General features: G+C 51.2%; 22 protein-coding genes and 2 tRNA genes. 10 read left to right on the top strand and 14 right to left on the bottom strand.

Going from position 1 to position 19,551, the window contains the following annotated elements; genetic code table 11:
* Positions 1–126: 126 nt before the first annotated feature.
* From clpP to Dvar_RS39690, 5 genes are all read left to right on the top strand, one after another.
* Positions 127–726, top strand: a complete 600-nt coding sequence (clpP, locus tag Dvar_RS39710; protein WP_419664229.1) for an ATP-dependent Clp endopeptidase proteolytic subunit ClpP — start codon at positions 127–129, stop codon at positions 724–726.
* A gap of 1 nt (position 727) precedes the next feature.
* Positions 728–1,972, top strand: coding sequence for an ATP-dependent Clp protease ATP-binding subunit ClpX (clpX, locus tag Dvar_RS39705; protein ID WP_419658991.1), 1,245 nt, complete (start codon positions 728–730; stop codon positions 1,970–1,972).
* A gap of 63 nt (positions 1,973–2,035) precedes the next feature.
* Positions 2,036–4,474, top strand: a complete 2,439-nt coding sequence (lon, locus tag Dvar_RS39700; protein WP_419658990.1) for an endopeptidase La — start codon at positions 2,036–2,038, stop codon at positions 4,472–4,474.
* A gap of 102 nt (positions 4,475–4,576) precedes the next feature.
* Positions 4,577–4,652, top strand: a tRNA-Val gene (locus Dvar_RS39695).
* Between the two features lie 21 nt (positions 4,653–4,673).
* Positions 4,674–4,751 (top strand) — tRNA-Asp (locus Dvar_RS39690).
* A gap of 663 nt (positions 4,752–5,414) precedes the next feature.
* Here the strand turns inward: Dvar_RS39690 and Dvar_RS39685 are convergent.
* From Dvar_RS39685 to Dvar_RS39670, 4 genes are all read right to left on the bottom strand, one after another.
* Positions 5,415–5,639, bottom strand: a complete 225-nt coding sequence (locus Dvar_RS39685) for a hypothetical protein (RefSeq protein WP_419658989.1) — start codon at positions 5,637–5,639, stop codon at positions 5,415–5,417.
* A complete protein-coding gene (locus Dvar_RS39680) occupies positions 5,636–5,842 on the bottom strand; it encodes an addiction module protein (protein WP_419658988.1) in 207 nt (68 codons plus the stop codon). The genes Dvar_RS39685 and Dvar_RS39680 overlap by 4 nt, the downstream gene beginning before the upstream one ends.
* Before the next feature lie 278 nt (positions 5,843–6,120).
* Entirely contained in the window at positions 6,121–6,618 is a 498-nt protein-coding gene (locus Dvar_RS39675) for a hypothetical protein (RefSeq protein ID WP_419658987.1), read from the bottom strand.
* Positions 6,611–6,922, bottom strand: a complete 312-nt coding sequence (locus Dvar_RS39670; protein WP_419658986.1) for a UPF0175 family protein — start codon at positions 6,920–6,922, stop codon at positions 6,611–6,613. The genes Dvar_RS39675 and Dvar_RS39670 overlap by 8 nt, the downstream gene beginning before the upstream one ends.
* Positions 6,923–7,196: 274 nt before the next feature.
* Between Dvar_RS39670 and Dvar_RS39665 the strand changes: the two genes are divergently transcribed.
* Positions 7,197–8,078, top strand: a complete 882-nt coding sequence (locus Dvar_RS39665) for an SGNH/GDSL hydrolase family protein (protein WP_419658985.1) — start codon at positions 7,197–7,199, stop codon at positions 8,076–8,078.
* Positions 8,079–8,244: 166 nt separating this feature from the next.
* Here the strand turns inward: Dvar_RS39665 and Dvar_RS39660 are convergent, their stop codons facing one another.
* The 5 genes from Dvar_RS39660 to Dvar_RS39640 form a co-directional block, all read right to left on the bottom strand.
* Complete coding sequence (locus Dvar_RS39660) at positions 8,245–8,517, bottom strand: MoaD/ThiS family protein (protein WP_419658984.1); 273 nt, start codon at positions 8,515–8,517, stop codon at positions 8,245–8,247.
* On the bottom strand, positions 8,514–9,275 hold the full coding sequence (locus Dvar_RS39655; protein ID WP_419658983.1) for a HesA/MoeB/ThiF family protein: 762 nt from the start codon (positions 9,273–9,275) through the stop codon (positions 8,514–8,516). The genes Dvar_RS39660 and Dvar_RS39655 overlap by 4 nt, the downstream gene beginning before the upstream one ends.
* 145 nt (positions 9,276–9,420) lie before the next feature.
* Positions 9,421–9,906 carry a 4Fe-4S dicluster domain-containing protein gene (locus Dvar_RS39650; protein ID WP_419658982.1) on the bottom strand — a complete coding sequence of 162 codons (486 nt, stop codon included), beginning with the start codon at positions 9,904–9,906 and terminating at the stop codon, positions 9,421–9,423.
* Positions 9,907–9,969: 63 nt separating this feature from the next.
* The gene (locus tag Dvar_RS39645) at positions 9,970–11,910 is read right to left on the bottom strand and encodes an aldehyde ferredoxin oxidoreductase family protein (RefSeq protein ID WP_419658981.1); all 1,941 of its coding nucleotides are present in this window, start codon (positions 11,908–11,910) and stop codon (positions 9,970–9,972) included.
* 18 nt (positions 11,911–11,928) lie between these two features.
* Positions 11,929–12,207, bottom strand: a complete 279-nt coding sequence (locus Dvar_RS39640; RefSeq protein WP_419658980.1) for a hypothetical protein — start codon at positions 12,205–12,207, stop codon at positions 11,929–11,931.
* Positions 12,208–12,485: 278 nt separating this feature from the next.
* Between Dvar_RS39640 and Dvar_RS39635 the strand changes: the two genes are divergently transcribed.
* The 4 genes from Dvar_RS39635 (at position 12,486) to Dvar_RS39620 (ending at position 16,541) form a co-directional block, all read left to right on the top strand.
* The gene (locus Dvar_RS39635) at positions 12,486–12,983 is read left to right on the top strand and encodes a 4Fe-4S dicluster domain-containing protein (protein ID WP_419658979.1); all 498 of its coding nucleotides are present in this window, start codon (positions 12,486–12,488) and stop codon (positions 12,981–12,983) included.
* 85 nt (positions 12,984–13,068) lie between these two features.
* Positions 13,069–14,334, top strand: a complete 1,266-nt coding sequence (locus Dvar_RS39630; protein ID WP_419658978.1) for an NAD(P)/FAD-dependent oxidoreductase — start codon at positions 13,069–13,071, stop codon at positions 14,332–14,334.
* Between the two features lie 553 nt (positions 14,335–14,887).
* Positions 14,888–15,442, top strand: a complete 555-nt coding sequence (locus Dvar_RS39625; protein ID WP_419658977.1) for a LemA family protein — start codon at positions 14,888–14,890, stop codon at positions 15,440–15,442.
* A 166-nt stretch (positions 15,443–15,608) separates the two neighbouring features.
* A complete protein-coding gene (locus Dvar_RS39620; RefSeq protein WP_419658976.1) occupies positions 15,609–16,541 on the top strand; it encodes a universal stress protein in 933 nt (310 codons plus the stop codon).
* Here Dvar_RS39620 and mnhG read toward each other — a convergent pair.
* The 5 genes from mnhG to Dvar_RS39595 are packed head-to-tail and all read right to left on the bottom strand — an operon-like array spanning position 16,505 to position 19,551.
* Positions 16,505–16,888 (bottom strand): monovalent cation/H(+) antiporter subunit G, encoded by a 384-nt coding sequence (gene mnhG / locus Dvar_RS39615; RefSeq protein ID WP_419658975.1) that lies wholly within the window; start codon positions 16,886–16,888, stop codon positions 16,505–16,507. The two genes, Dvar_RS39620 and mnhG, sit on opposite strands and share 37 nt — an antisense overlap.
* Positions 16,885–17,205, bottom strand: a complete 321-nt coding sequence (locus tag Dvar_RS39610) for a monovalent cation/H+ antiporter complex subunit F (RefSeq protein WP_419658974.1) — start codon at positions 17,203–17,205, stop codon at positions 16,885–16,887. The genes mnhG and Dvar_RS39610 overlap by 4 nt, the downstream gene beginning before the upstream one ends.
* Entirely contained in the window at positions 17,202–17,675 is a 474-nt protein-coding gene (locus Dvar_RS39605; protein WP_419658973.1) for a Na+/H+ antiporter subunit E, read from the bottom strand. The genes Dvar_RS39610 and Dvar_RS39605 overlap by 4 nt, the downstream gene beginning before the upstream one ends.
* A complete protein-coding gene (locus tag Dvar_RS39600; RefSeq protein ID WP_419658972.1) occupies positions 17,672–19,168 on the bottom strand; it encodes a Na+/H+ antiporter subunit D in 1,497 nt (498 codons plus the stop codon). Before Dvar_RS39600 ends, Dvar_RS39605 begins: the two co-directional genes overlap by 4 nt.
* The gene (locus tag Dvar_RS39595) at positions 19,165–19,551 is read right to left on the bottom strand and encodes a Na+/H+ antiporter subunit C (protein WP_419658971.1); all 387 of its coding nucleotides are present in this window, start codon (positions 19,549–19,551) and stop codon (positions 19,165–19,167) included. The genes Dvar_RS39600 and Dvar_RS39595 overlap by 4 nt, the downstream gene beginning before the upstream one ends.

The following is a 19,551-nucleotide window of genomic DNA, read 5'->3' as shown; positions in this document are numbered from 1 at the left end:
AGCTTGGCGAACATGCTGATGCCGGATCTTAACATTGCCGGAAAACAACCCTAAACCATCCATTACAGCATTCTCAACAGATATTAAATATGATGTAAAGGAGATTCGATAGTGGCATTAATTCCGATGGTCATCGACCAAACCAGCAGGGGAGAACGGGCTTACGACATCTATTCGCGACTTCTGAAAGATCGTATCATCTTTTTGGGGACCGCCATCAACGATGATGTTGCCAACTTGTTGATTGCCCAGATGCTGTTCCTCGAATCAGAAGACCCGGACAAAGATATCAACCTTTACATCAACTCTCCGGGTGGTGTCGTCACAGCTGGGTTGGCGGTATATGATACGATGCAGTACATTAAGCCAGATGTGACTACAGTATGCATTGGCCAGGCCGCCAGCATGGGGGCTTTATTGCTGGCAGCGGGTTCCGATAAAAAACGTTACGCCTTACCCCATGCACGGATCATGATTCACCAACCCATGGGTGGGTTCCAGGGGCAGGCATCGGATATCGAGATCCAGGCCAAAGAGATTCTGCGCATGAAAGACGCGTTGAATGAAATCCTGGTCAGACACACAGGGAAAAGTATGAAAGATGTCCAGAGTGATACGGACCGGGACAATTTCATGTCCGGGGTGGAGGCAAAATCCTACGGAATCGTTGACCATGTCATCACCAACCGCGATGACCTGGACAAAATAACCGACACGGAGGCATGACATGGCCAAAAAAGATGAACACAATGACAATCTTTTCTGTTCTTTCTGTGGAAAAAACCAGAAAGAGGTCAAAAAACTGATCGCCGGCCCGGCAGTTTATATCTGTGATGAGTGCATTCAGCTGTGCAGTGAAATTATCGAGGAAGAAAATGAAAAAGAGGCCGGTGAATTCGAAAACCTGATGATCCCCCAGGAGATCAAAACCAAGCTTGACGATTATGTGATCGAACAGGATGTGGCCAAGAAAATTTTGGCAGTGGCGGTTTATAACCACTATAAACGCCTTGATTCGAGCGTGAACGCCAGCGATGTGGAAATTCAAAAGAGTAACATCCTGCTGATCGGACCGACGGGCTGCGGGAAAACACTGCTAGCACAAACATTGGCGCGTTTTCTTAATGTGCCGTTCACGATTGCCGACGCGACCAGCCTCACAGAAGCGGGTTATGTTGGCGAGGATGTGGAAAATATCATCCTTTCGTTGCTGCAAAACGCGGATTACGATGTAGAAAAAGCCAAACGGGGTATCGTTTACATAGACGAAATCGATAAAATTGCCAGTAAGTCCGATAACCCATCCATTACCCGGGACGTATCTGGTGAAGGTGTGCAGCAGGCCCTGCTCAAAATTATTGAGGGGACCACGGCCAGTGTTCCCCCCAAAGGCGGCCGCAAACATCCCCAGCAGGATTTTGTCAAGGTGGACACCTCCAATATCCTTTTTATCTGCGGCGGTACCTTTAACGGGTTGGAGCAGATCATCAATCGGCGGATGGGCAGCAAATTGATGGGCTTCGGTGCCAAGGTCAAGAAAGAAACGGAGCGTAGCTTGGGGGAAACACTGCTTCATGTCCAACCCGAGGATCTGATCAAATTTGGCTTGATTCCGGAGTTTTTGGGACGTCTGCCGGTAATCGCCACCTTGGACGAGCTCAGTGCCGAAAGCTTGGTACGAATTCTTACTGAGCCTAAAAACGCCTTGATTAAACAATATCAGAAACTATTTGAAATAGAGGGCGTAAACTTGCGTCTTACCGACAGTGCGCTTTCCGCCATCGCCGATGAGGCGTTGAAGAGAAAGTCCGGTGCACGTGGCCTACGTGCGATATTGGAGTCGTGTATGCTGGATATCATGTACGATATCCCCTCCAAGGAAGACGTCAAAGAATGTGTTATTGGTGAAGAAGTGGTGATGAAAAAAGAAGAGCCGATCCTGCTTTACGAACCATCTAAAAAACAAGCTTGATGCGATAACACACAATTTTGTCGAATAGATGGTCAAGCGTAACCGAGAGGGCAGTTCGAATATATGGTAAACATTCCAAAATTTTTTAAAAATCAAGAAGGGGAAGCGTCTCAGGATGTCCTTCCCCTTCTGCCACTCAGGGACATTGTTGTGTTCCCGCATATGGTGGCACCTCTTTTTGTAGGTCGGAACAAGTCCGTCAGCGCGCTGTCAAGCGCGATGAACAAGGACAAACGCATCTTTTTATCCACCCAGCGTAATGCCGGTATTGATAACCCGGCGGAAAAGGACATCTGCGAGGTCGGTGTAATCGGTACCGTGCTTCAGCTTTTGCGCCTTCCCGACGGCACCGTCAAAGCCTTGATCGAGGGAAAGCAAAGGGCTCGGATCGATCGTTTTATCACCAACACCGAGTTTTTTGAGGTCGAGCTTTCCCTGCTGCCGGACGTTGCCGGAGATGCGGTGGAGATGGAAGCCCTGATACGTGCGGTTACTGACAGCTTCAGCGAATATGCCGGTATCAACAAGAGTATTTCCAAAGAACTGTTGGCAAAAATTTCCGCGATTACCGATCCTTCTAAATTGGCGGATTCGGTCGCCTCGCACTTTTCCTTCAAGCTCGAGAACAAGCAGAAACTTCTGGAAACCATTGACCTGGGCAAGCGTCTTTCCCTTCTGGTCAAGCTGATTAAACTGGAGATAGAGGTCTACCAGATGGATCAGCGGATCAAGGGCCGGGTCAAGGAGCAGATGGAAAAGACCCAGAAGAATTACTATTTGAATGAACAGATGCGGGCCATCAAAAAGGAGATGGGAACCGATGACGAAATGGGCGATGAGCTTAAGGAGCTTGAAAAAAAGATCAAGCGTAAGCGCATGTCCAAAGAGGCGTCGACAAAGTCCCGGCAGGAGTTTAAAAAACTCAAGCTCATGACCCCCATGTCAGCAGAAGCTACGGTGGTCAGAAATTATATTGACTGGATTATTAATCTGCCGTGGTTTAACCGAAGCAAAATACGCAATGATTTGCTTGATGCTGAAAAAATACTGAATGAAGACCACTATGGGTTGGAAAAACCCAAAGAGCGTATTCTCGAGTATTTGGCTGTCCAGACCCTGGTGAAAAAGTTGCGTGGACCGATCCTCTGCCTGGTGGGCCCGCCCGGTGTCGGCAAGACCTCCCTGGCCAAATCCGTTGCCCGTGCCACCGGTCGAAAGTTTGTACGCCTTTCTTTGGGCGGGGTAAGAGACGAGGCGGAAATTCGCGGGCACCGGCGCACCTATATCGGTGCCATGCCGGGAAAGGTTATTCAGTCACTTAAAAAAGTAGGGGTGAACAATCCGGTTTTTTGTCTTGATGAAGTGGACAAAATGAGCATGGATTTTCGTGGAGATCCATCCTCGGCCTTGCTTGAGGTACTGGATCCAGAGCAGAATTACAGCTTCAACGATCATTACCTGGATTTGGACTACGATTTGTCTGAAATCCTTTTTATCACCACGGCCAATACTCTGCCGGATATACCGCTGCCTTTGCAGGATCGTATGGAGATCATTCGCTTGCCCGGGTATACGGAATTAGAGAAGTTCAGTATTGCCAACGAGTTTCTGATCCCGAAACAAATTACAGCCAATGGCCTTGAACCGGAAGATATTCAATTCTCAAAGGCATCCATTTATACCATTATTCAGCGGTATACCCGAGAAGCCGGTGTGCGTAACTTGGAGCGAGAAATATCGTCAATTTGCCGAAAAATCGCTCGCAAAGTTGTGAACGAAGACGAGAAGAAAAAACACGTCATTTCGGCTAACACGATTACATCGCTGTTGGGACCCCCACCCTTTAAAGTCAGCCAGATAGAGGAAAATGACCAAATCGGCTTGGTAACCGGATTGGCCTGGACCCAGGTAGGGGGCGAGCTGCTTTGTGTGGAAACACTGACCATGCCCGGTAAAGGCAAACTTAATGTTACCGGTAAGCTGGGTGAGGTGATGAAAGAGTCTGCCCAGGCAGCGGTGAGCTTTGTCCGTTCTCGTGCCGAGAATTTGGGGATTGATAAAAAGTTCTATGATGAACTGGATCTTCACATCCACATCCCCGAAGGTGCGATTCCCAAGGACGGTCCCTCGGCCGGGATTACCATGTGCACCTCGTTGGTATCCGCACTGACGCGTCGACCCGTGCGACGCGACGTTGCCATGACAGGTGAGATTACTCTGCGCGGCCGCGTGTTGCCCATCGGTGGGTTAAAGGAAAAGCTATTGGCGGCCCATCGGGGAGGGATTAAAACGGTCATCATTCCAAAGGAGAATGAGAAAGATCTGAAAGATATCCCGAAAGTCGTTACCCGTCAGATAAAAATCGTTAGCGTGGAACATATGGATGAAGTGTTGGGACATGCCTTGGTGCTCGGCCAGGGTGAGCGATTGTTCACCAATAACGATATGCCGATTACGGTCGAGAAAAACGGGAGCGATCAAGCCCAACTGTCAATCAACTAAAAAAATGCGAAACTCAATTTTTTGGCTTGACTTTATCAGGGTGAATTGATAGCTATGACTTCTTCTTTTCGAGGGTCGTAAAAGAAGGATCTTTTAAAATTCGGGCGGATAGCTCAGTTGGGAGAGCACCGGCCTTACAAGCCGGGGGTCACAGGTTCAAGCCCTGTTCCGCCTACCAGCAACTGCTGACATCACTTTCGGGGGCGTAGTTCAGTTTGGTTAGAACGCCGGCCTGTCACGCCGGAGGTCGCGAGTTCGAGTCTCGTCGCTCCCGCCATTATTTAGCCTGTTACCATACGGTAACAGGCTTTTTTATTTTTTCATGCCTTATAGCGTCTACATTCTGGAGAGCAAACGCACCGGAAAAGAGATAAAATAGAATTCTTTCGATATCGTCTGAAAAGGATATGGTTGAACTGTTAAAAGATTGGGGTTCATCCATGCGACAGTGCTGGCCGATTGATTATTGTATGGCGTTACAGCGTAAAAATACCAATGGTGGAAGATATGGCTTCCAAAAGTTGAGTGACGCTTTAGGGCTTAGGTATATCGGAGGAATTCACAACGCCCACAGAATCAATTTGAAAGGAGAAGCCATGCGAAAAATTCGCTCGTCCTTGACGAAATCAACCAAGTTTGAGAGGTAGGAAAAACCAGCGTCGCTTCGCTCCGATCAAGTGGTCACAATGCAGCGGAACAGGTGGTCACTTTGGAGCGGAATACGCAATTTAACAACATCTGTTTCTCACTCAAAGATGGAAAGAACGCGAAAAAGTAAGTGAATTGAAGAAAGTTCGCATTTATTTTGATTTTTATACTGACCCATTTTCTTCCGAAATCGGGGGAATAAAATCCGGATTATCGTCTCTCATCCAACTGTTTTGAAATCCAGGCCGGATCTTTTTGCATTGGCAAAATAGCAACAACATAAGCAACCTTTTCAACCACTTCGTAATAGATCGCATATGGAAAGCTTTTGGCAAACATTTGGAACAGGCCAAGCTTTTTGGAATGAATCAGCGTAAACGATCAAAGATTCAATATCAGCGACTATGCAATTCCAAAAATAATTGCCTACGCCAAGTTCTTGAAGGTCATAAAAGGCTTTTCCTTCATTCAAGTCATCAACGGCTTCTTGCAATACTAAGACATCTTTAACCTTCATTGCCCCCGGCTCGCCTTAAGCTCTGATATTGGGACGAATTTTGCGCTACCACCAGTGATAGCTTTTTTCCTTTGTTCCAATATACGTGTGTGCCATTCAGGAGTATCAATTTCACCGCCCTCATAGAGCATGGAATCCCAAAGGGCTTCCATTCTCTGGATGCGCTCAGCACTACTTATTTTTTTTAACTCATCGATATTCATTGGATAACCTCTATAAAAACATAATGGTTGTGCCTAAACTGATTATTGAATGCCTTGCTGAATATCGGCCCTGTTGGATCAATCATATCGAAAAATAATTAGTTTTCAATCAAAAATTTAATCAATGAATACAGTCAACTATATTCCACATCAAGGCGGTGGACCCGTCAGGCTGTCTAACCATTCGGGTCCACCGCCCCTTACCCCTTAAATATTCACGCTTTGATTTCGTGGACAAAAGAATTAGTCGAAAAAATTGAAAAAAATGTCGAAGAGGGTTAGATGATATCTGCCAAATTCCTAATCGGGGAATAGAATCCGCTATCTACCATTTTTTGGTGTATTTCATTTGCCAGGGAGAGCGTGACCTGTTCATCAATGATGGCTGCCTTTAAAATGCCGACGGTGCCGGTTAAAGAAATATTTTTTTGGTTACATGCATTTCTCGCGGCTCTGTCATCGGTAACAACGATCAGGGACCTTTTTTGTGCGAATGCAATGCAGGACGCTTCGCCTCTTCCCAAATTACCAACAAGTTCCCGGAAAATTAGATGTTCCGGCTTTGAAAGTGTGACAATTTCAAAAATCTGTCTGTCTATCAACGTATCAATCATTTTCAATTTGGGATAGGCCGGTATTCCTGTGGAAATTTCATTGAATACTTCCCTAGTGATGCATGCCTTATTCTTATAGCGATTTTCAAGGATGAAGACCGCATCGGAAAAGATAAAGTTACTGAGGGATACGGTATCAAAGACCCATTTTATTTCAGGCATTTTTCACATCATCTTCAATAAAGGCGTTGTTTTGCCTGATTTCGTGGTCTTTCAGCCATTTTTGGGTATCCCAAATGTTCATCCCCATCTCTTCTGCCAGCTTGCCAATGCTGATATAGCCTCCCTGAAAGGCCTCGACCGCTCTTTTTTGTTTTATGGTCAAATCGAGCATATCTAGCTGATAGCTTGAAAGGATAGCCCTCCGGACGAGTTCTCCCACAGAAACATCCTGCTTTTTCGACAGCATTTTTAGTCCATTGGCAATTTTGGGCCGGATTTTAATGTGTAAGGTTGAGCTTTGCATATTTCACCTATATTTGTATATATGTACAACATCGTATATACAAAATTTTAGTTGTTCATTCGGGACATGTCAAGCTCTACGTGCAAATAGTTATTTATTCTGTTGATTGCTGAGAAAAAAATTCACAAGAGGTGAAAATTAGCATATATAACCAACTCTGAGTCTTTTCTCACTGACGATGATTATTCCTGGGCTAAGATTGTTGTTCATTGATCACTGTGGCCGAGAATTTATATCGGGGCAGTAAGTATACAACGCTTCAAAAGGGGATATTATGAAAATCAGACGAATAACAGGAGTCGTTTTTGCGCTTTGCTTTTTTATGCCAATTTGCGCGTTGGCTTCTAATTTTGACCATATTGTCGCGTTTGGTGACAGCCTTTCCGATAACGGAAATCTCTATGCCGATGATCCGTCGGCTTGTCCGGCCGAGACATACTATCAGGGGCGCTTTTCTAACGGTCTGGTGTGGGTGGACTATTTAGCTGAAGCGGATTATCTGGATGCAACATTGATCAACAATGCTTACGGCGGGGCCAATACCGGTGACCTGATCGACCAGGTCACCGCCTACATCAATGCCGGCACCCTGGACCAAAACGCTTTGATTACCATCTGGATTGGTGGCAACGATTTTCTTGGCGGCAGCTCAGATTATGAACAATCCGCGGACAATGTCAAAATCGCCCTGGATGCCCTGGCCACCTTTGGGGCCGAATCCATCCTCATCCTCAACTTATCCGATCTGGGTGCTATCCCGGCCATCAATGCAGATACCAACGCCGCTGCCCTGGCCACATTGTGGACCGAAAATTATAATGTAGAATTGAAGGATAACGTGGATGTTTTTAAATCCGAGAATCCTGGTATCACGGTCTACTACCTGGATATCTACGCACTGTTCCAGGACATCGTCGCCAACCCGGCAAACTACGGTCTGAGCAACGTCGATTCGATTTGCCCCAATTCTCTGGAGACCAATAATTTCGATAACGACGACGGCTATTTGTTCTGGGACGCAACCCATCCCACGACTGAGGCACACGAGGAGGTCGCCGAACGGGCGACGTCATTGGTCTCACCGTCATCTGATTCTGATTCCGATGACGGGGGAGGGGGGGGATGCCTGATTTCCACCATGGTGGTAGATTGGTAATCAGCGGTCCCATAAAATTAATGGGGTGGGCCGGCGAATGGGAAGCTGAAGCCAAACTTGATGGTTATCGAATGGATCTGGTAGCGGTTAAAAACGTTCAATCGCCACTCGGATATGCCATGATAAACCTATCTTTAGGTCTGAATAGGGGATTTGTTTCGGATGATTATCCTCCCGCCAGCATGACAGTAACATATACATCATCACCATCCTTGACAGGCCTTTTCAATTCATCCGGATAGGCGCTTTCCATGTTCAGATAAATTTCAATCTGGTTTTTCAGTTTTTTCTCATCCTTAAAAAGGGCCCCCTGCATGTCTGGAAAGCGTTCGATCAATTTGTCGAGGCACTCGCCTATGGTGTTGCCCGCTATCTCAAGCGTTTCGACGCCGCCGGTATATTGTCGGTGCGTTTTATGAAGATGCAGAGTAATGCTCATGATAAAACCTTCCCATAAAAATTCTTGCAATGATCACAAGTGGGATTTTTACGTAATTTAAATATATTGAATGTGGGCTTCAGACCATCGTAGATCAGCAATCGATCCGTCAGCAGGTCGCCAATGCCGGTAATGGTTTTAATGGCCTCAGTTGCCTGAAGGGAACCGATCACGGCCGCTGTCACGCCAATGACCGGGATGGTCGGGGGCGGCTGTACGGGGCCGCGGTACAAACACCGCAGGCAGGTACTGCGGCCTGGAATAATCGTCATGACCCGGCCCTCGAATCCGCCTACGGCACCATGGATAAACGGAATATTCAAATCCAAAGCGGCCTTGTTGAGGATATACCGGATTTCCAGATTGTCCAGAGCATCAACAATCACATCGTGTCCGGCAACCAATTCCACTGCATTTTCCGGGGTGATGATTTGGGGCTTGGTGTCGACGATGACATGCGAATTGAGTTGGCCCAACATTGTTTTTGCGGAGTCCACCTTGAATCGGCCGATATCGCTTTCCCCGTGGAGGATCTGACGATTTAAATTGCCTAATGCGACCCGGTCATGATCAATGAGGGTGATTCTGCCGACACCGGCGGCTGCCAGATAGATTGCCGCAGGTGAGCCCAGTCCGCCGGCACCGCAGATACATACTGCGGCCTGCTTTAGCTTTGCCTGGCCTGCCTCACCGATTTCATCGATGCCGATCTGCCGCTCATATCGACTGCACTCCTCCGGGGATAGTCGGACAGACATGGCTTTGTCTCTTATAGAAAGGCGCCAACAAAACGACACGGGGCGGCTGAATATCTCTCCAGGCCGCCCGCGTTTCGTTCTATGTTTCAGCCGGTTTCTATTTTTCGTTTATGGTAAAATGCCCGTGGCGGCGCTATAGATGTTCTCAGGCACCGGCAGGCTGCCCTTTTGCCTCGGACTGGCGCAGGGCACCTTCACGTTTTTTGCGGGCGACGACGGTATCGGCGGACACAAAATCAATCGCTTTCACATCGCAAAAGCGGACACATTGGGGATCTCCGCCGCACAGGTCGCATTTAAACACTTGATGCGCGCTTCGATTGTAATTCATGGCGCCAAAGGGGCAGATGTTGACGCAGGAGCGGCAACCGATGCATACCTCGTGATTTACCATCAAGAAACCAAAATCTTTATCGCGGGAAATCGCACCCACCGGGCAGACATTTTGGCAGGGTGCATCCTCGCACTGCTGGCAGATCATCGGTATATAGCGCCCTTCATCTTCCCACTTTACGATTTGGATTCTGCTTTTCGCCGGGTTGGACACGCCTTCATGCACAACGGAACAGACTTGTTCGCAAAGCCGGCAGCCGGTGCATTTATCAGCATTAACCGTGAGAAATTTTTCCATTGTTTTCTCCTTCAATTCGTTCAGTGTCCATCCATAAATAGAGTATTTACGGATGGGCGCTATTTAAACCAGGTGGGAAGGTTCCTGATCCAGTCCCAATCGCTCCAGCGTTTCGGGTGTCGGGACGCCTTCCTTGTCCCACCCGTGATGACCATAAAATTCATCGATCATGATGCTGAATTTTTCCCGATCAATGCAGCGTCCCACAACGTCCGGGGCGCCTCGCCGGCAGGGTTCGTCGAAATAGCGATGGTTGAGCGTATCGCCTTTGTACGGATCATTGCGGGTGAGCCCTTCGCGCAAGTTGAAGAGCCGTTCCATGTTGTTGCAGCGTTCGGCGGCATACCACAGCTCTTCAGGGGTGAACTCAAGACCCGTGTTATAGTAGATCACCGCCGGCCAGTCCTCGAAGTTGGGCAGGGTCGCGCCCAAAAATAGCGTATGGTATTTGCAAATGCCCAGGCAATCCACGGCCATATAGCAGTTCTCCTGCCAGAACACCTGCCATGGCTTGCCCACGTATTCGGTATGCTCCGAGGAAAGGGGGCCGTCATAGGGAATCGGGCTGCTGTAAATTTTGCGCAGCACTTTTTCCGGCAAATGATAAAGATCAATGGCCGGCCGGCTGCGCAAATGGTCGGAACCGCGGGAGGCCGTGGCAATGTTCAGGGCCAGTGCCGGTGTGGCGCGCTCGTCGGAGTGCAGGTTGTTCATGCCTTTGACCTGGATGAGATAATCAAAGGAATTCTTGCCGATTTTCTCTGCTGCCGGAATGCCGCCGTCGGCGAGCACGTTACCCAGCCAGCTGCTGCGGTTGCAGATTTCATGGATCATCTGGATCAGGGCCTTGTCGTTACCGAATTTGAGTTCCAGCCCTTCGGTTTCCTTATTGGTCAGGATGCCCAGCTCGTAAAGTTCCATGGCCCAGGAGATGATGCTGCCGATCTCAAGGTTATCGACACCGTACTGATCGACCAGGTGGTTGGCAGACAGAACCGTTTCGGCTTTTCTGCAGTCGGGTTCGCTACCGAAGGCGCCCAGAGAGGTGTATTCAGGGCCCTCATCGTACTTTCCGGCCAAGGGACCGGTCTGGATTTTGTACTTTGCCCGGCAGTGCACCTGGCAGCCGAAGCAGCCTGCCATGTGATGAGGCCCCATGGTTTCCGTGGCGATGTCATCGATGGCTTCAGGCTCGATTTCATCGGCGTAGAGCATCTGGTTATACTGAAAGTTACGGGTGCGGACGCCGCCCCAGCAGTTGGTCGCGCCCCAGATAAAAGGGGTCCCCAGGGTCCCTTGCGTCTGGTTGACCTTGGCGCTGGTGATCTGCTCGATGAATTTTTTGTTGTGCTCCAGGGCGTCCATTGGATGGGCGAGTTTGATGTCCATGTCGCCGCGGCAGGCAATCGCCTTGAGGTTTTTGGAGCCCATCACACAGCCCATGCCCGAGCGGCCGCCCGAGTTTTTGATGCCGGTCATAACGCAGGCGTAGGTTACCAGGTTTTCACCGGCCGCACCGATCACCATGCTTTTGATTTCCTGGTCGTCATGATCTTCACGAATCGCCCATTGGGTCTCGGTGCAGGTTTTGCCCCACAGATGGGATGCGTCGCGGATTTCGATTTCACCATTGTGGATCCACAGATAAACCGGTTTCTCGGCCTTGCCCGTGATGACCAGATGATGGAAGCCGGCCCAGGCCATCTCCGGAGCGAAGAATCCTCCCATGTTGCAGCTGCCCAAGAGGTTGGTCAACGGCGACTTGGCCATGATATGCGTTCTCGACGTTGCCGATGCACAGGTTGCGGTCAACAGGCCGCCGCTGACGATCAGTGGGTTTTCGGGGCCTAACGGATCACAGCCTTTGGGGGCGTGATTGTAAAGCAGATAGGCGTCAAGACCGCGGCCACCGATGAATTTTTTCCTGACTTCCAACGAAATGGGCTTGGTCTCGATCTTGCCGGTCGTAAGATCGATATATGCAATTTTCCGATCCAGTGCCATGTCGCATTTCCTCCTTGTTTATTTGGAACCGTCCTTGGACGCTTGTAATTTTTTGGCTAACGTTTCTTCGGCCAGTTTGCGGTTGACCTCCCAGACCGGACCGCGGATTCGAGGCAGCTGGGGCGTGACCCAAAAAAGCCGGTAGGTCATACCGCAGGTCGGGCAGGAAATCTGCTGGGCGCCAGGCTCTGGTTCAAGCCGCCCCATGCAGCTGGGATTGTGGCATCTGACCTTGCCATACGTTCGGGTTTTGCGAAGCGATTCTGATGCGGAAGTTTTGCCGGTGTCAGTGGCCATGGGCTGCTCCTTCGGTTGGTGTTGATGTCCGAAAAATTCATTATGATGAATTTTATTATATTATGATTTTGATTAGGTCAAGTTGTTTTTCGTAAAAATGGATAAAAAATAACTAAAAATGACATAAATTCAATTGACACAGCCCATTGGTCATATTATAGATTTGGTAGTTGAATTCATTATGATGAATTTTATGGTTCTGTTCAGGACTCGCTGAGTGGTAATGATCGGTATCGATCATGTGAATCACCTTATAATGATTAAAAAAAAGGCTACCGATGATGGAAAACAGACGCGAACAATTGCTGGTCGATGCAGCACGGTGTACGGGATGCAAACGGTGCATGCTGGCCTGTTCAATGAAGCACCATAACGTCATCAACCCCTCTCTTTCCCGCGTCAGGATTATGCGCTACGAGGATCAGGCGCTCGACGTACCGATCCTGTGTATGGCCTGCGACGACGCGCCTTGTATCAAGGTCTGTCCCATGAATGCCCGCATCCGGCTAGCCAATGGTACGGTCGTCACCGATACATCGGTGTGCATTGGCTGCCGGGCATGCGTTTATATCTGTCCGGTGGGCAGCCCCGCGGTGAACCCTTTCAGTGGGCAGACCATGACCTGTGATATGTGCATGGACGATGCGGGGGAGCCGTGGTGTGTAACGGCCTGCAAAGAAGTGGGTGCGTTGAAGCTGGTCAAGGGTAAATCCCTCACCACCGACAAGCTCAGAGCGCGGGCCGGGCGATCGCGAGCCATTTTTCCTTCCCGGTAAGGGGGGGGATTGGTTGTCCCCTGTTTTCGGGATTGACTGATTTTATTCACAAGCTTCACGGTAAAGACACAAGGCGGGTTTAATTATGAAAATCGTAATTGTTGGAAATGGAATCGCGGGTAACCAGGTGGCCTTTTCGATCCGTAAACGCTGCCGGAAAACCGATGTTTGTATTGTCTCTGCCGAAAATGTGCCGGAATACGATCCCTGTTCGCTGCCCTATTTTTTAGGGGGAGACTGTGAGGAACAGTCGGTTTTCAGGAAATTGGCGCAAGATTATACTGACAATCGTATCGACTTGATGGTGAACAGCAAGGTGGCGTCCATTTCACCGGACGTTAAAACGATCGTCACTGAAAACGGAACAAGCATATCCTATGACAAGCTGGTACTGGCCCATGGTGGGGATCTGTTTATCCCGCCGATCGACGGTATCCGCAACCAGGGCGTATTCAGCTGCAAGCAGTTCTATGAGACCCTCAAGCTCCGTTCGCACCACGGAACCCGCGCGGTGGTGATCGGGTCCGGTGCCATCGGCATTGAAGCGGCCGAGGCATTAAAGAAAAAAGGCTATGAGGTCACGATTATCGAGCTTTTGGACTGGATTCTACCGGCCTTGTTTGACGAGGTCACCGCCAAACGCCTCGAAGCCGCCATGGAAACCTACGGTATTCATGTCCATACCGGCGAGAAAGTCATGCGCATCAATGGGGACCAGACGGTCACCGGCGTTACGACCGACAAACGCGAGATTCCGTGTGACACGGTGGTGGTCGCCACCGGTGTGGTTCCCGGGGTGGCCCTGGCCCGGACCGCCGGCATCGCCACGGAGCGCGGCATCCAGGTCGATCGATATATGCAAACCTCGGTGCCCGACATCTATGCCTGCGGTGATTGCGTCGAAACCATCGATGCCTGCACCGGTGAGATGGCCATGTTTCAGCTCAAGCACAATGCCATCGAGCAGGGTGAAATCGTGGCCCGCAATATTCTTGGTGAGCAGGTCAAGTATTTGGGGGCTTATGCCTTTGCCCGGGCCCATTTTTTTGATACCCATGCGGTTACCTTTGGTAAGACCATGCGGGCCACCGATTGCGTCCTGGGGGATAAGGAATTGATCGAACGCGAAAACGGCGACGATTATCTGCGTGTCGTGCTTTTGGATGGCAAAGTGGTCGGTGGGCAGGCCATCGGAAAATATGCCGACAGCATCGGGTTTTTCATTGGTGCCATGTGGAGAAAAGACGACATGAATCGAATGAGAAGAAAACTCGCTCAGCTTCCTTCCACCGGAGCCGCCCATGCCTGGCACCAGATTCATATGGGACAACTGATGGGGCTGCCTGCTTGATACACATCCCACCTAAAACGTAATCAATTCTCCGGCATCCACCGGCGGCAGCAAGCGGTCACAGACGTCCAGAGCCAGGACCGCCTATCTGGCGCCGATGGTGTTGGTCCCCAGCCTTCCACTCAAATAAAAAAATCCGCCACCGTGCTTAAGGCGCGTCTTAATCCAACAGGTCCAGCGTTGTATCTTTGGCTTTGCCGATTATTTAAAAGGATTACGATTTTTCACCTCATGTCGGCCTTCGAAAAATTGGGATTGGAAAAAAAGAGGCTCTGATATTATCTCTGCGCCGATTACAAAATGATCGGTGGTCAATGCAGAGCCAGGGCTGGGACGGGCTTTGAGGGAGACACGCTGGGAAGGGGCCAATTCTTTATTAATCGGCTGGGTGAAGAAAAGCGTGGCCACGACCCGGCGAAATCTGCTATTCGTGAGGTCTTGGTAAATTGAACGCCAAAAACCGGTTATTCAGCTTCTCCGATACCATGGAAGTTGAGATTCTTAGTGCATGTGACGATATAACAGGTTGTTAACACTAAAGAGGGAATCCCACATGATCCTTTTCTTTTTCTTGTTGAGCGCCTCTTTGCTGATAGCCGCATTGATCATTTTTCTTTACCGCCAGTTGGTGCGCCTGCGTAGCATGGTTCACGAAGGCTGGAGCGGGGTCGATGCCCAATTGACACGCCGTGCCGACCTGATTCCCAACCTGATCGAAACCGTCAACCGTTATTTACGCGATCAGCCGGAACTCTTGGACCAGGTTACGCGACTGCGTTCAGAAAGCATGCTTACCCATGAATTGCCAAAAAAACAGGATGTGGAAAATGCCCTGACCAGTGGCCTGGCCCGTCTGTTCACTTTGGTTGAAAATTATCCGGATCTAAAAGCTGACCGGAATTTTCAAATACTGCAGCATCAATTGGCCGAGATCGAAGACCAGATTCAGCTGACGCGCCGCTATTACAATGGCACGGTTCGCAGCCTCAATGTCGCCATCAAAACCTTTCCAAGCAGCATTGTGGCCCGCTGGCTCGCCTTTGAGACCGTTTCGTTTTTCGAAATTCTCCAGCCTGCTGATCAGGCGGTATCCAAGGTTGGGGTTTAGGGAGAGATTATTTTTAAGTTTTTAATAACATTCCAGATTTATTGATAATTTTTTAATTTTCAGTTTCCGGCGCAGCCGGCATCGCCCACAAATCCATTGGGCTCCAATCCGATTCAGTGTAAAATAAAAATTATCCCAAAACCGAATTCAGGGAGGAGGACTTGCCATGGAAAAAAAGGTGCTGATCGCCGTTGATGACTCACGGCATTCGGAAAATGCCCTGCGCTATGTGGCCGGCTTGAGCGAGTCGGTGAGTGAAATGAAATTTGTCCTTTTTCACGTCCAGCCCACCATTTCTCAATACCTGATGGACGAAGCCCGCACCAAACCCAGCGCCTACGCCGAGCTAAAAAAGTTGGAGAAGAAAGCCCACCAAACGGCCCAGGACTTGCTGCAAAAGGACAAGGCGCTGATGATTTCCCTGGGGATTGCCGAGGAAAACGTTCAGGCGATAACATTGCCCCGGAAATTCGGCGCGGCCAAGGACATTCTGGAATACGGCACGGCGCTGCTCTACGACGCCATCGTTGTCGGCCGGCGCGGCGTATCCGGTCTGGCGGAAGTGTTTATGGGCAGCGTTAGCGCCAGTGTTCTGGACAACTCGGAAGTGCTTCCCGTTTGGGTGATCGACGAAAAGGCACCGCCCAAGGGGGTCATGGTGGCCGTCGACGGATCCGGTAGTTCATTGCGGGCGGTGGACCATCTGGCATTCATCTTCAGCGGCAATTCCGACATCACCATTTCCTTTTTTCATGTGGCACCGCGGTTGGCGGATTTTTGCCCGATCGATTTTTCGAAAAACGATAGCTCGCAGCTTGAATCGGTCATCGAGCAGGGGGACAGGGCTTGCATTGACCGGTTTTATGCCCACGCGCTGAAAAAGTTTGCCGATGCCGGCATCAGCGAGCGGCAGATTCATATCGATGTGCACAAAGGAGGATTCAAGGTCGGCAAGATTATTATGGACACCTACCGTAAGGGCGGCTTCGGTACCCTGATCGTCGGCCGGCGCGGGATGAATAAGAAATTTTTTGCCGGCAGCGTCAGCCGTTACCTGGTCAATCAGTTTTCCGGCGGGGCATTGTGGGTGGTGCCCTGAGAGCCTGTTTGACCGCAATCTTTTTTCATTGCCATGTCCAATTCGTCTATCCATGTACCTTTGTACAATTGAATCCCGCGGTGATAGGCGGCCCGTCCAATCAGGTGGGCCGCCACCGGTGCGGTCAACAGCAGAAAAACAATCACGGCGATGACCTTCAGGGTCGTTCCCAGTTCACCGGTGGCTACGGCCTGGGCCGCGAGAATGAACCCTGCGCCCAGGGTGCCGGCTTTGGTCGCGGCGTGCATGCGGATGAGGGTGTCCGGGAGCCGCAGCATGCCTACGGCCGCCACCAGGCAGAACAGGGTGCCGACGAGCAGCAGCGTGGCGGCGATGAGGGCGTTCACGGCAGCCTCCCCGGCGATGGCCGATCTTTTTTCTGGCGGCACGAGCGGAGCAGGAACCGGGCCAGGGCCACGGTTCCCAGAAAGGCCACCAGGGCATAGGCAATGGCCACATCTAAAAAAGACGTGTTGCCGGTATTGATCGCATAGGCCGCCAGAAAGGCGACGATCAGTACGGCAACCAGGTCCAGCGCGATCACTCTGTCGGCCGCCTGCGGACCGCGCACCAGCCGCAGGCAGGCCAGGACGATGCTGATCAACAGCAGTACCAGTGACAAGCGGCTGACAGCCATAAGAATCAAAGTTGGGTCGACCGTCATCGGGTCACCTCCAATACCCGGCGTTCAATGCCGTTTTTAATACTTTCCCGAAACCGCTCCGGATCATCCAGGAACATGACGTGCACGAAAAGGGTGCGGCGGTCTGCTGACAGATCGATGCTCAAGGTACCTGGCGTCAGCGAAATCAAATTGGCCACCAGCAGGATTTCCATATCGGTTTTGGCCGACAGGGGAACACCAACAATTCCCGGGCGACTGATATGGCCGGGCGTGATCACATCCCAGAACACCTTCAGGTTGGAGTGGATCAACTCGACCAGAAAATAGCCGACCAGGCGCACTGTTTTGGGAACGCGATGAAAATAGCCGGTGGTGCCGTAAAGGGGCTTGGTGACCCACAGGGCCAGGTACCCGAGGGCAAAGCCGACTAAAAAACCGGTCAGGCTGAATGACCCCTGCACCCCCATGTAGGCCAGGGCGATAAACGTATTGATAAAAAACAGGCTCATGGCAGATCCCCCACCACACTATACACATACGCGCCGGGATCGAGGAGCTCATCGGCGGCCTGTCTTGCCAGCTCGACCAGCGGATCCGGAAACAGACCGATGGTAACGGTCAATAGCACCAGGGCCACCACCGGCGCGACCAGCCAGGCCGATCCGCCTTCAGGGGCGGTACCAACGGCCTGAGCGGACGGCGCTGGTTTCCAGAAGGCTTCGTTCCAGATTTTGGTCATGGAATAGATCGTCAACAGGCCGACCACAGCGGCCACGCCGGCCAGAACGAAATGGCCGATTGCAAGGCTGGCTCGGATGAGGATCATTTTGGCCCAGAATCCGGACAGCGGCGGAAACCCGGCCAGGGAAAAGGCAGGGATGAAAAACAGCAGGGCCAGCCAGCCCCGTGCGCCGTAAACGCCCCCCAAATCAGCCAGAGCAAAGGACCCGCCGTATCGCCGCAGCAGCCCGCTGATCAAAAACAGATTGGTTTTGACCACAATGTGATGCAGCAGGTAGAACACCGCACCGGCCAGGGCCAGGGGGGTGAAAAGGCCCAGTCCCAGCACCATGTAGCCGACCTGGCTGATGATATGAAACGACAGGATACGGCGCACCTCGACGTGCGCTGCCGCACCTACCACGCCGATGATCATTGTCAGCGCGGCAGCCACCAATACCAGTTCCCGCAGACCGTTGTCCGTAAAGGGAAAGATCAGGGTGAAGGTCCGGATCAGGGTATAGACGCCGACTTTGGTCAACAGGCCCGAAAAGATCGCCGAAATTGCCACCGGTGGGGTATGATAGGATGCCGGCAGCCAGAAGAACAGAGGAAATAAGCCGGATTTGATGCCAAAGGCGGTCAGAAACAGGACCGCCACGGTTGCGGCCAGGGCCGGGTTACCCGTAGCCTGCAGCTTGAAGTGCAGGTGGGCCATGTTCAGCGTGCCGGTCATCCCGTAGATCAACGCCAGACCAGTCAGAAAGAGCAGGGTCGATAAAAGGTTGATGACCACGTACTTGACCCCGCCGCTCAGCTGCGCCCGGGTCCGGCCGAGGACCAGAAGGGCGAAGGATGCCATGAGCATGACTTCAAACCAGACGTACAGATTGAACAGGTCGCCGGTCAGAAACGCACCGCTGATGCCGCCAACCAGAATGTGAAGCAGGGGATAATATCCCCGCCAGACTGCGGTTGCATCGATATCCGCCCGGGAATAGACCGTCACGGCAAGATACACCACACCGGTGATCAGCAGCATCAGGGCGCTCAGATGATCGGTTACCAGGGCGATGCCGAAGGGTGCCGGCCAGCTGCCCACGTGCAGGACGGTAATGCCGCAGGTGTGTGTGTGGTATAGCAGAAAGACGCCCAGGGCCAGATGCACGGCCGCGGCCAGCATGGCCAGCCCGCTTTGCAGCCGTGGCCGGCCTCGTCCCAGCAGGGAGAGGGCGGCCATAGCAAAGGGAATGATAATGGGGGCTGCCAGCCAGTTGGTCATGGGGTTTGCTCTCCTTGAGGCATCCGGCTGTTGTCGATGCCCTCCGCGTCATTCAGCGCATCCGTATCGATGGTTCCCAGCGTGTCATAGGCCCGGAAAAAGAGAATAAAGACGAATACCAGCAGGGCAAAGCCGATCACGATGGCCGTCAGGATCAGGGCCTGGGGCAGGCTGTTGGCTATCGCCGTGGCCGGGATTGACGAGCCGTCTGGAATCAGCGGGGGGTGGCTCGTGTTCGGACGGCCGGCGGCGAAGATCAACAGATTGACGGCGTTGCTGGCCAGCACGAGTCCGAAAATGAAACGGATCAGATTCTTGTCCAGCATCAAGTAGACGCTGCCGGCGATCATCGCCCCGCCGAGAAGGGCCAATACCGTTTCCAT

Source organism: Desulfosarcina variabilis str. Montpellier (assembly GCF_048565275.1).
GTDB lineage: Bacteria > Desulfobacterota > Desulfobacteria > Desulfobacterales > Desulfosarcinaceae > Desulfosarcina > Desulfosarcina variabilis.
The sequence above is the reverse complement of the archived record's forward strand: the minus strand, read 5'-3'. Positions and strand labels throughout refer to the sequence as shown.

Bases quoted from the DNA above. Each gene is read 5' to 3' on its own strand.
- Dvar_RS39630 (WP_419658978.1), top strand. From the start codon at position 13,069: ATGAAAATCGTAATTGTTGGAAATGGAATCGCGGGTAACCAGGTGGCC.
- clpP (WP_419664229.1), top strand. From the start codon at position 127: ATGGTCATCGACCAAACCAGCAGGGGAGAACGGGCTTACGACATCTAT.
- Dvar_RS39680 (WP_419658988.1), bottom strand. From the start codon at position 5,842: ATGAATATCGATGAGTTAAAAAAAATAAGTAGTGCTGAGCGCATCCAG.
- Dvar_RS39655 (WP_419658983.1), bottom strand. From the start codon at position 9,275: ATGTCTGTCCGACTATCCCCGGAGGAGTGCAGTCGATATGAGCGGCAG.
- Dvar_RS39670 (WP_419658986.1), bottom strand. From the start codon at position 6,922: ATGCAAAGCTCAACCTTACACATTAAAATCCGGCCCAAAATTGCCAAT.
- Dvar_RS39610 (WP_419658974.1), bottom strand. From the start codon at position 17,205: ATGACGGTCGACCCAACTTTGATTCTTATGGCTGTCAGCCGCTTGTCA.
- Dvar_RS39625 (WP_419658977.1), top strand. From the start codon at position 14,888: ATGATCCTTTTCTTTTTCTTGTTGAGCGCCTCTTTGCTGATAGCCGCA.
- Dvar_RS39595 (WP_419658971.1), bottom strand. From the start codon at position 19,551: ATGGAAACGGTATTGGCCCTTCTCGGCGGGGCGATGATCGCCGGCAGC.
- Dvar_RS39600 (WP_419658972.1), bottom strand. From the start codon at position 19,168: ATGACCAACTGGCTGGCAGCCCCCATTATCATTCCCTTTGCTATGGCC.
- Dvar_RS39640 (WP_419658980.1), bottom strand. From the start codon at position 12,207: ATGGCCACTGACACCGGCAAAACTTCCGCATCAGAATCGCTTCGCAAA.
- Dvar_RS39645 (WP_419658981.1), bottom strand. From the start codon at position 11,910: ATGGCACTGGATCGGAAAATTGCATATATCGATCTTACGACCGGCAAG.
- Dvar_RS39665 (WP_419658985.1), top strand. From the start codon at position 7,197: ATGAAAATCAGACGAATAACAGGAGTCGTTTTTGCGCTTTGCTTTTTT.
- Dvar_RS39650 (WP_419658982.1), bottom strand. From the start codon at position 9,906: ATGGAAAAATTTCTCACGGTTAATGCTGATAAATGCACCGGCTGCCGG.
- Dvar_RS39685 (WP_419658989.1), bottom strand. From the start codon at position 5,639: ATGAAGGTTAAAGATGTCTTAGTATTGCAAGAAGCCGTTGATGACTTG.
- Dvar_RS39660 (WP_419658984.1), bottom strand. From the start codon at position 8,517: ATGAGCATTACTCTGCATCTTCATAAAACGCACCGACAATATACCGGC.
- Dvar_RS39620 (WP_419658976.1), top strand. From the start codon at position 15,609: ATGGAAAAAAAGGTGCTGATCGCCGTTGATGACTCACGGCATTCGGAA.
- lon (WP_419658990.1), top strand. From the start codon at position 2,036: ATGGTAAACATTCCAAAATTTTTTAAAAATCAAGAAGGGGAAGCGTCT.
- Dvar_RS39605 (WP_419658973.1), bottom strand. From the start codon at position 17,675: ATGAGCCTGTTTTTTATCAATACGTTTATCGCCCTGGCCTACATGGGG.
- Dvar_RS39635 (WP_419658979.1), top strand. From the start codon at position 12,486: ATGATGGAAAACAGACGCGAACAATTGCTGGTCGATGCAGCACGGTGT.
- clpX (WP_419658991.1), top strand. From the start codon at position 728: ATGGCCAAAAAAGATGAACACAATGACAATCTTTTCTGTTCTTTCTGT.
- Dvar_RS39675 (WP_419658987.1), bottom strand. From the start codon at position 6,618: ATGCCTGAAATAAAATGGGTCTTTGATACCGTATCCCTCAGTAACTTT.